The sequence below is a fragment of the Variovorax sp. P4_D9 genome, assembly GCF_056401695.1.
The window spans coordinates 1-9,342 of record NZ_JBFUIU010000343.1; the positions used below are offsets into that span (position 1 = coordinate 1).

11 protein-coding genes are annotated in these 9,342 nt (G+C 61.8%); 4 read left to right on the forward strand and 7 right to left on the reverse strand.

Translation table 11 applies throughout. The annotated features are described in order from the left end of the window. The 4 genes from AC1DY5_RS30020 to AC1DY5_RS30035 all read left to right on the forward strand — a co-directional run. Positions 1-366, forward strand: a 366-nt coding sequence (locus AC1DY5_RS30020; RefSeq protein ID WP_478117383.1) for a type IV pilus modification PilV family protein, incomplete at its 5' end; no start/stop codon positions are given. A gap of 197 nt (positions 367-563) precedes the next feature. Beyond that, the gene (locus tag AC1DY5_RS30025) at positions 564-1,367 is read left to right on the forward strand and encodes a hypothetical protein (RefSeq protein ID WP_478117385.1); all 804 of its coding nucleotides are present in this window, start codon (positions 564-566) and stop codon (positions 1,365-1,367) included. Positions 1,368-1,453: 86 nt separating this feature from the next. Continuing rightward, entirely contained in the window at positions 1,454-2,134 is a 681-nt protein-coding gene (locus tag AC1DY5_RS30030) for an energy transducer TonB (RefSeq protein ID WP_478117387.1), read from the forward strand. A 151-nt stretch (positions 2,135-2,285) separates the two neighbouring features. Beyond that, complete coding sequence (locus AC1DY5_RS30035) at positions 2,286-2,441, forward strand: hypothetical protein (RefSeq protein ID WP_478117389.1); 156 nt, start codon at positions 2,286-2,288, stop codon at positions 2,439-2,441. A 300-nt stretch (positions 2,442-2,741) separates the two neighbouring features. Here the strand turns inward: AC1DY5_RS30035 and AC1DY5_RS30040 are convergent, their stop codons facing one another. The 7 genes from AC1DY5_RS30040 to AC1DY5_RS30070 form a co-directional block, all read right to left on the reverse strand. After that, complete coding sequence (locus AC1DY5_RS30040) at positions 2,742-3,341, reverse strand: sugar transferase (RefSeq protein WP_478117391.1); 600 nt, start codon at positions 3,339-3,341, stop codon at positions 2,742-2,744. Further along, positions 3,341-4,504 carry a DegT/DnrJ/EryC1/StrS family aminotransferase gene (locus tag AC1DY5_RS30045; RefSeq protein WP_478117393.1) on the reverse strand — a complete coding sequence of 388 codons (1,164 nt, stop codon included), beginning with the start codon at positions 4,502-4,504 and terminating at the stop codon, positions 3,341-3,343. The genes AC1DY5_RS30040 and AC1DY5_RS30045 overlap by 1 nt, the downstream gene beginning before the upstream one ends. A 4-nt stretch (positions 4,505-4,508) precedes the next feature. After that, the gene (locus AC1DY5_RS30050; protein WP_478117395.1) at positions 4,509-5,219 is read right to left on the reverse strand and encodes a class I SAM-dependent methyltransferase; all 711 of its coding nucleotides are present in this window, start codon (positions 5,217-5,219) and stop codon (positions 4,509-4,511) included. Further along, complete coding sequence (locus tag AC1DY5_RS30055; protein WP_478117397.1) at positions 5,216-6,430, reverse strand: glycosyltransferase family 4 protein; 1,215 nt, start codon at positions 6,428-6,430, stop codon at positions 5,216-5,218. The genes AC1DY5_RS30050 and AC1DY5_RS30055 overlap by 4 nt, the downstream gene beginning before the upstream one ends. Positions 6,431-6,438: 8 nt before the next feature. Beyond that, entirely contained in the window at positions 6,439-7,530 is a 1,092-nt protein-coding gene (gene wecB / locus AC1DY5_RS30060; protein WP_478117399.1) for a non-hydrolyzing UDP-N-acetylglucosamine 2-epimerase, read from the reverse strand. Between the two features lie 212 nt (positions 7,531-7,742). Next, positions 7,743-8,846, reverse strand: coding sequence for a glycosyltransferase family 4 protein (locus tag AC1DY5_RS30065; protein ID WP_478117401.1), 1,104 nt, complete (start codon positions 8,844-8,846; stop codon positions 7,743-7,745). Then, the coding region (locus tag AC1DY5_RS30070; protein WP_478117403.1) for a GNAT family N-acetyltransferase at positions 8,843-9,342 on the reverse strand (500 nt) is incomplete at its 5' end. The genes AC1DY5_RS30065 and AC1DY5_RS30070, both read right to left, overlap by 4 nt.

Here is a 9,342-nt window from a genome sequence, read left to right on the forward strand (position 1 = left end):
GTGTTGGTGGCTTTGCTGATCTTCATGCTCGGCGTGCTCGGGTTGGTGGGACTCCAGGGTTCGATGACTCGGGCCCAGACCGAGTCCAAGCTCCGCGCCGACGCGGCTTATCTTGCCAGCGAGGTTGTCGGACGCATGTGGTCGGACATGAACAATCTCGCGAGCTACCACGGCAGCAGCTGCGCATCGCTCGATCGCTGCAAGGAGTGGCAAAGCAAGGTGGCCAGCGGTCTGCCAGGCGGCACTGGGACGATCACCTTGGACGTCCCCACCGGCGATGTGAACGTCGAAATCGACTGGACCCTGCCGAGTGGCGAAACGCACAAATACATGACCTCCACCACCGTCGCCAAGGCAGGGAGCTGAAATGCCGCGCATCGGCAACCCCGTCATTACCAAGCGAAAGGACGGCACCTGGGCGGTGGTCTTTGCTTCCGGCTACAACAACACCTCCGACGGCAAGGGCCGGCTCTTCGTGCTCGATGCGAACACCGGCGCCAAGCTGATGGACGTCCCCACGACCGCGGGCAGCACCAGCAGTCCGAGCGGTCTGGCGAAGATCAATGCACGACAGTCCGAGCGACAACACGGCCACCCGCTTCTACGGCGGCGACCTGCTGGGCAATCTCTGGCGCTTCGACATCGACGACCTGGTGCAACCGAACAAGAGCGCCCTGCTGCTCGCCAAGTTCCAGATCGATGTCAATACACCACAGCCCATCACGATCAAGCTCGAGACGGTGGATGTGTCGGGCCACCCGGTGGTCGTCGTGGCGACCGGACGCTACCTGGGCGTCACTGACATCGAGAACACCACGCAGCAAAGCATCTACGGCGTGAGAGACACGTTTACCAATTCGGGCTGGGGGGATGTGCGCGCGAACACCACCGACTTCGTCATCCAGACCTTCACCCTGAGCAACGATGCGAACGGCAAGCCGGTGTCGGCCGCGGTCACCGACAACAAGGTCGACTGGGGCACGAAGGGTGGCTGGCGGGTGGACCTGCCGCAGACGGGCGAGCGTGTGTCGAGCAACCTGGGCCTGCAGTTCAGCACGCTGTCGATTGGCACGACCATTCCGAGCGGCAACGCCTGTGACTCGGGCGGTGCGTCATGGCGCTATTACCTCAACGTCGCCAATGGCGGCGTGATCAACCAATCCCGCGGGCGAACTGTGGATCAGCAATGCCTTGATCGTCGGCATGAGCTGGATCAAGGACAGCAACGGCAATGTGCGCATCATCTACCAGAACAGCGATGGCAGCATCAAGAGCGAGATTCCGCCGATCAAGTCGAACACTGGCACCGGCAGCGCGCATCGGACGTCGTGGCGAGAACTGACGGATTGATGCTGCGACGACCATGACGGCGATCAACGCGGTAGCAGGCCGGCCTCGTCGCGCGTCGCGATGGCCGCCAGGCACGCGCCACGCGTTGCCGCTGTGCATTGCCTTGTCGCTGGCGGCGCACCTCCTGCTGCTTGCGATGCGTGCGCCTCCGGCGCCGCCCCGGCAGGCGGTGCAGACGCCGCACGGCTCGTCCGGCAAGATTCAGGCGCGACTGCTGCCGAGCGAGCCGAACACGCGACTGGACATCACGACGAGAGTGAGTCGGATGGCGCATGCCGGGTCGACGCCAGCGGCAGAGTCATCCGTTCCCAGCAGCCCGCCCGCCCCCCCTCGCGCTGCTCCGCCGCCCGAGCCCACGAGGTCGGACCCGACGACGAAGGCTTACGACGATGCGCCACAGCCCGCGCTCGACACGGAGGCACCGCTTGTTGCGGGAGTTCACGACAACTATGTGCCGCGCCCGCTGCTGTCGATTCCGCCGGTGGCGCAGACGCCCGTGGTCATTGCCGCGCCGGACGGCGAGGACGATGGCGAGCGACATGTCGGCATTCTTGCGCTCTTCATCGACGAAAAGGGCCAGGTGCAGTGGATCGAGGGCAACGAACCCCTCTTGCCCGAGCCGTTCGAGCGGGCGGCCCGCGAGGCCTTCATGGCTGCGCGCTTTTCTCCCGGCGAAGTCGACGGCCACGCCGTCAAGTCGAAGGTTCGGGTGGAAGTGGTGTTCGACGGCACGCCGCTGGTGGATCGCCGGCTTTCGATCGTGAAAAGTGGGCGCTTGGAGTGAGGGGAATGCTGGCCGGGCTATATGCTCGGCGGGCCCTGGATTTCAGGGCCTTGCGCAACGAACGGATCGCAGCCTCGAAGCGACGCTCCAGTTTGGCGTTCATCACCGTCACCAGGGCGCGGAGGTCGCCGGGCGTGATGCTGAACTCCTCATGCTGCGGGGCACGGTAGATCGGCGAGAGAAGGCCTTCGAGGCAAGCGAAGGCGCGCTGCGCGGCCTTGAGATTGCAGAATTCGTCAGTGATCTTCAGGAGAAGATGCGACCTTGCGCATGGATGGCGCGGATGCTTGCAGGGACTTATATTTAGCCATGAGTGGCCTCCTAGAGCTGCGGTTTGCAACAACCGCCGCACCCGACGCCAATCGGCGGCGCCGACTCGAACAGGTTGGTGTACCGGGCAGTTCTTGCGAGACCCGGCGAGCCTCGCGGCTCCCCGTTCGAGCCGCCAAAACTGGAGGCACGAACGATGAAGCCGCAGGACTACTGCGGTAGACACTGCGGCTTGCGTCGCAGAACTGCTTCGGGACGCCAATCCCGATCACGCGTCTTGTTGACGTGACTTGTCGAGTAAAGCGAGGGTGTCGACAAGCGTACATCCAGAGTCTGCTCACAGGCCGAGCAGCGCCTTGGCTGTTCTCCCCAGGATGGCCAGGTCCAATCCGATGCTGCGCGTGCGCACATATTGAACGCAGTACGCGAGCTTCGCAGGAAGCACGACCTCGACATAGAACGCCTCGGGATCGTCTGCCTTCGCGAGCAGGGCGTTCTCGTCCCTGTATGCGATGGAAGCGAGATCGGTGATGCCGGGACGCACGCTCAAGACCAACTCCCGCGTCTCTGGCGGATACAGCGCCACGTAGTGCGGCACTTCCGGGCGAGGCCCGACGACGCTCATCTCGCCCTTCAGGACGTTGATCAACTGCGGAAGCTCATCGAGCTTGTGACGGCGCAGAAAGCGGCCGGCCCGAGTGATACGCGGATCGGCGCCAACCGTGATCTGTGCACCGCGCCCTGCCGCCGAAGCGGCATACATGGTCCTGAACTTGTAGATAGAGAACACGCGACCGCGCAAGCCAACGCGGTCCTGGCAGAACAAGACAGGGCCGGGCGAATCCAGCTTGATCCAAACCACGATGATCGGCATCAGCGGCGCAAACACCAGCAGTGCGCAGGATGCGACCAACAGGTCGAACGCCCGCTTGAGCATCACATCAGGATCTGGCGCAGCGCCGAGATCACCCTGTCCTGATCGGCATCGCTCATCGCGGTGAACAGCGGAATGCTGAGCATGGCCTGGTAGGCGGCCTCCGAATGCGGAAACATATCGGGTTCGAGGCCATAGCGGTCCCGCCAATAGGGCTGCCGATGCAGCGGCACATAGTGAACGCTGGTTCCGATTCCGCGGTCCGACAAACCCTGGATGACCTCGTCGCGCGTCACGTTGGCCGACGCATCAAGGCGAATGACATACAGATGCCACGCATGCACATCGCCGGCTGGTGCTTCCGCTGGAAGTATCAACGGCAAGCTCGACAGGTGCTCACGGTAGCGCGCGGCAAGGTACTGGCGACGCTCCAGGAAACGCGGCAGTTTCGCCAGTTGATGCAGGCCCATTGCCGCGGCTACGTCCGTCAGGTTGTACTTGAAACCGGGGGCAACGATCTCGTAGTACCAGGCAGGCGTCGTTGACTGAAACCGGTCRAACGCATCGCGGCTGATGCCGTGCAGGCGCATCACCTTGATGCGCTTGGCCAGTTCGGGGTTGCGCGTCACCACCATGCCGCCCTCGCCGGTCGTCATGGTCTTGTTGGCGTAGAAGCTGAAGACGGTGACGTCAGACTGCAGCGTGCCGATCAGTTGTCCGCCGCAGGTGGTGGGCAGTGCATGGGCGGCGTCTTCGACCACCTTCAGGCCGCGCTTCCGGGCAAGAGCGAGCAGCGCCTCCATGTCGGCAGCCAGCCCGGCATAGTGCACCGGAATGATGGCCTTCGTGCGCGGGGTGATTGCAGCTTGGATCCCACGTACGTCGATGCACAGCGTGACGGGATCGACGTCGACGAGAACGACATCCGCTCCGAGATAGCGAACGACTTCGGCGCTCGCAGTGAAGGTGTGGGTGGTCGTGATCACCTCGTCACCGGGGCCGATCCCGAGGGCCTCGAGTGCCAGATGCAGGCCGGCGGTGGCCGAATTGACGGCCATGCACAGCAGCGCGGGATCGCCGAGGAACGCAGCGAAGTCGTCTTCGAAGCGCTTCGTCTTGGGGCCCGTCGTGATCCAGCCCGAACGCATCGTATCGGCCATCTCGGCAATTTCTTCGTCGCCGATATCGGGCAGTGCGAATGGGAGGAAGGAAGGCTTCTCTGACATGGGGTCAATCTTTGGCGATCCAGCACAGCACGTGGGTGCGCAGGAATGGCATGAAGTTGAAGAGATGGTATGCGGCTGGGTGAAGCCGGCACACGCGGCGGCTGATGGGCGGCGCGAGGGTCACACGGCGTACGGTCATGCGCCCCTCCGGAAACAGCGATCTGATTCGCGCTATGGTCACGCCGCGTACATCGGGGTTGGCAGGACTCTTGTAGGTGAAGTCGTACCACAGTACGCCTCCGCCCGGCTCGACCCACCGCCACATCGCATCGGCCAGACGTTGCTGGAATCGGTCGTCGAGCAACGAGGAAAAAACGGTGGATTGCAGCACTATGTTCTGACTCGCTGGAGGAACATCGAGCTCGCAAGCATCGCCGCAAATCAAGTGCAGCGCCGAGGGAAGCACGGCCCTGGCGTGGGCATGTCTTTCCTCCAGAAGCTCAACACCTTGAAGATTGTGTGGATCGAAACCGAAACGCAAGAGCTCGAGCAGATTTGAGCCCGAGCCAGACCCCACCTCCAGCAACGTGAGCTGAGAAAGGTCTCGCAACCCGAAGCGGCGAAAGAGCCGCAGCATCTCCCGCTGTCTCTCATGCATAGACTGCCAAACCGCGGGATTCAACGCGTTGTAGCGCCAGTCGACATTCGGCCGCTTGGCGTAACGCCGGCGCACCGCATCGAGCTCGGCAGAATGTTCTGAGAGTGGCGGCGTCATGTCATCGCGTCCAAGAAGCGCCTTGCCAAGGTGGGCCAAGTGTGGTGACGCCGCACGAACTCCCGGCCTCTGCGACCCATGGAACGCCGCGTCTCGAAGTCGAAGCGCGACAGAGCGCGTAGGCCCTCGGCAATTGCAGGAGCAGACTCGGGTTGGACCGATAGTCCGCAACCTGCCTCGGCGACCGGATCGTTTCCTGCTTCAATCGCGCTGAGCACAACGCATCCACCCATCATGTAGTCCATCAGCTTGTTGGGTGCAATGCCGAAGCGGAACAACGGAACGCGCTGCAGGCCGATATAGGCCACATCCGCGGCAGCGAGCAGCGCCGAAACCTGCCGCTTCGGAATGGGCGCAAACATGCGTACCTCGGTCAACCCTTCCGAATTCACACGCTTCAGAAGCCTGTCTCGTTCTGTGCCGTCCCCCACCAGAACGAAGCTGAATGGCTCTGCTGCCAATATTTTCGCAGCATCGAGCAGCGAATCCAGCGCATTGGCCAATCCATGTGCTCCTGCATACACGACGACCGATCGCCCCATGCTTCGAGCCTGCTCAATGTGCTGCGCAATCTCCGAAGCCAAAGGGTCGCCGGTTTGCTCCCACTCTTCGGTCAATACGCCATTGGGCACGATATGCAACTTGGAAAGTTCGAGTCCATGAGCAGCCAGATGATCCTGGACCTTGGGTAGCATGGACACTACAACGTCGGCGTGCTTGCACGCATAGTTTTCGGCGGCCTGGCATACAGCAATGAACGGATGTCGTGGTGACATCCCACTGAGTTCCATGGGCGAGAGCGGCCATAGGTCGTGAACTTCATGAACCAGCTTCGCCGACGCCAGCCGTGCAATGCGATGTGCCGGCCAGATATCCATCGGATATGTACTGGATGCCACGACGACATCTGGCTGAAAGTCGCTTGCAAGGTGTTTGGCATCCCACATGAGTTGAACGCAAAATGCGGCGATGTTCAGCGCGCGACCAACTCCATTTCCTTGATACTTGGGAGTGAGGTACCWGAGGTATTGAACGCCGTCGACGAGTTCCCGCCGAGTGCGCTTCTTCAGCCTAGGCTGAACACCGCGCACGTGCGAATGGGAAGCGGCAACAATGCGAACAGTATGGCCGGCACGAATCCACTCACGCGCCAAGTAGTAAGGGCGATACTCCATCCCGTGCTGCAAGGATCCTGCGTAGTGGTTGATCAAGAGGATTCTCACGACGAAGCTCCTTTCAGAGCTTCAGCGATTCGCCGCGCGGCGTCTCCGTCTCCATAGGGGCGTACCGCCTGGCCTGAAGATCCCAAGGCCAAGCGAAAGACCGCCTGCACCGCAGCGACCGAAGTGGGCGGTGCAAGCCGATTCCATCCCGCGTCAACCAACTCGACCCATTCGGTTTCATCGCGAAGCGTGACGCAGGGCTTCTGAAAGAAAAAAGCCTCTTTCTGCATCCCTCCTGAATCGGTGACGACCATCTGCGCCGATTGCTCCATCTCGATCATGTCGAGGTAGCCCATCGGATCAACGCAATGCATCCCTCGATGAGCTTCGAGACGAAGTCCAAGTTGCGCCATCGCGGCACGCGTGCGCGGATGCAGAGGGCAGACCACGTCGATTTCGCCAGCCAGCGCCGACAGCGCCTGCACGATCACGCGCAGGCGCTGCGGCGAATCCGTGTTCTCGGCACGGTGAATCGTCGCCAAGACAAAGGGGCGTCCCGCCACCGAAGCCCATGCCGCGGGGCGCTCGCTGCGCGCGCTCGCGAGCCCGGAAAAGTGCCGAGCCGCGTCGTACATCACGTCTCCGACATTGTGGACCCGCGAACCGGTGATTCCCTCGCTCGCCAGGTTGCTCACCGCAGCCTGCGTCGGCGCGAACAACCAATGCGAAACGTGATCGGTCAGTACGCGGTTGACTTCCTCGGGCATGCGTCGATTGAACGAACGCAAGCCGGCCTCGACGTGCGCTACAGGGATGTTCAGCTTTGCCGCGGCCAACGCGCCGGCCAATGTCGAATTGGTATCGCCGTACAGCAGAACCGCGTCGGGTCTTTCCTTTTCCAGCACCGACTCGATGCCGGCCATTTGTGCGCCGGTCATCGCACCGTGCGAACCGCCGCTGATGCCCAGGTTCCAACGGGGCTCGGGAATCGCGAGCTCGCGAAAGAACACGCTCGACATGTTGTCATCGAAGTGCTGGCCAGTGTGCAGCAGGTGCTCTTCAACCCCCTTAACGCTTGAAAGCACTGCACTTAGAGCTGCGGCCTTGATGAACTGGGGGCGGGCACCAACGACAGTGATGATTTTCATGAGGCGCGCGTCGGGGATATAGGCTTTGAGAGCGTGGCGCGATTGTCCCTTAGGGTCTCGCGGTCAGAAACTGTTCAACAGTCGGATTGTGGGTCTTGCGACCGAAAACCCTCATTTGTTGCGCGTTTGCGCCCCCCATCGCCGCCGAGATAGCGAGAGCTATGCTTATGCCGTCCAGATTAGCCCGGCGTTGAGGGGTGATTTGAGCGCATTCATTGCGTGGTAAGTTGGTTTAATCTCGCGAGGAATTGCGCCACCTTTGGGGCGAACAGCCCGTGTCGAGCGACCCAAGCGCGATTGTTCCGCGCGATTCGATCGGCCTGTGGAAGAATCGCCTCCAGTTTCGCGACATGCAGCGGCTGATCATCCGCCAGGATCAGCCCGTTGAAACCATCGCGCACCAGTTCGCGATTGGCCGGTAGATCCGACAATAAGGGAATGCATCCTTGGGCCATCGCCTCTAGCACAGAGACAGATACCGAATCAGTCTTCGGCAGGCTGATGTACCAGCGGGCACGCGCATAGGCCTCGGCCTGCTTCTGGGGATCAAGGCGGCCGACGAACTGCACTTGCTGTCCCGCGTCGATCGAACCGACGCTGAGCCCCAGCGCCCGGGCGGCCGCCGGCAATCCGACCGCCGCCGATCCATCATTCGCCACAACCAATCGCGCATCGAGACGCGTGGCAGCTACCCGCGCAAACGCCGCCAAAACGCGATCAGGCCGGTACAGCGGTTCCAGGCCCCTATTTGCGAAGAAGAACCACGGTTCTTTCGAACTCGGCGCAGGCGGTATTTCCTCAAGCCCGAAGGGGAAGGTCATCACCTCGATCGCCCCTAACTCACGCATGCGCTGCGCCATGTGGATCGAGTCGCTGGTGGTCAAAGTACAGGCGCGCAGTACGCGTTGCGTGATCCAACGGTAGGCCAGCGAGCGCTGTGGTGTTACCAGGATGTCACTGCCCCAGGCCGAGCCGACAATCTTGCCGCGCAGGTGGAATGCACGCTTGGCCAGCCACGCTAAGGTTCCATGCGACGTCAGGTAATGGGCGTGTAGCCAATCGGCGTCGATCCGCTTGAGCCATGCACCAAGGGTCGGCAGTGTGCGCAGCAGCGTTATGTTGCCGCCACTGGGCGCCGGCGTCGTGCCGAGTGCCAAACGCCTCGCGGAAGGCACGAGGCCATCGAACTCGCTCACGAATCCTCGACTCGAGGCAACCCACAACTCAAGCCCAGGCGCAGATGCGAGAGCTCGCGCCCATTTTAGAAGGTGCGGGCTCTGGCCGTCGCCAATGAGCGCATATCGCATTGCGCTCATGGCCCCCACGCCGCTCGGCGAATCTCGCGCAACCAGCCCAGTAGCCTAGGGCAAATGTACATAGTGCGTTGGTACCTTACGGCTGTGGCGCCAAGTCTTTCCTTGAAATGACGCACGCTGTCCAGGCCCTGGCTAGCACCCATGTTCATTGCTTGAAAACCTCGATCCCTGTAGTACCTGGCGGCCGTCCAGATCAATGCATCCATGGCCGAAACGGGCGCCGGCAGCTTCTCGGCCCCAGACGCCTGATATTGCACTTCTTGGTGTCCCAACAGGAACACGGCGGCGCCCATGGGTCGCCCCTCTCGGCGGACAATCCACACGTCCATATAGGTTTCGCGAGACAGCGAGAAAAAAAACTCATCGCAGAAGATGCCCGTCGGCTGTTTCTTCCAGCCAAGGCTGCCGCGGCGGTACAAGTCAATAAATTCAGGCAACTGATCACGATGGCCGATACTGAAGCTGAGGCCAAGTTGGTCCACCTTGCGCAAATAGC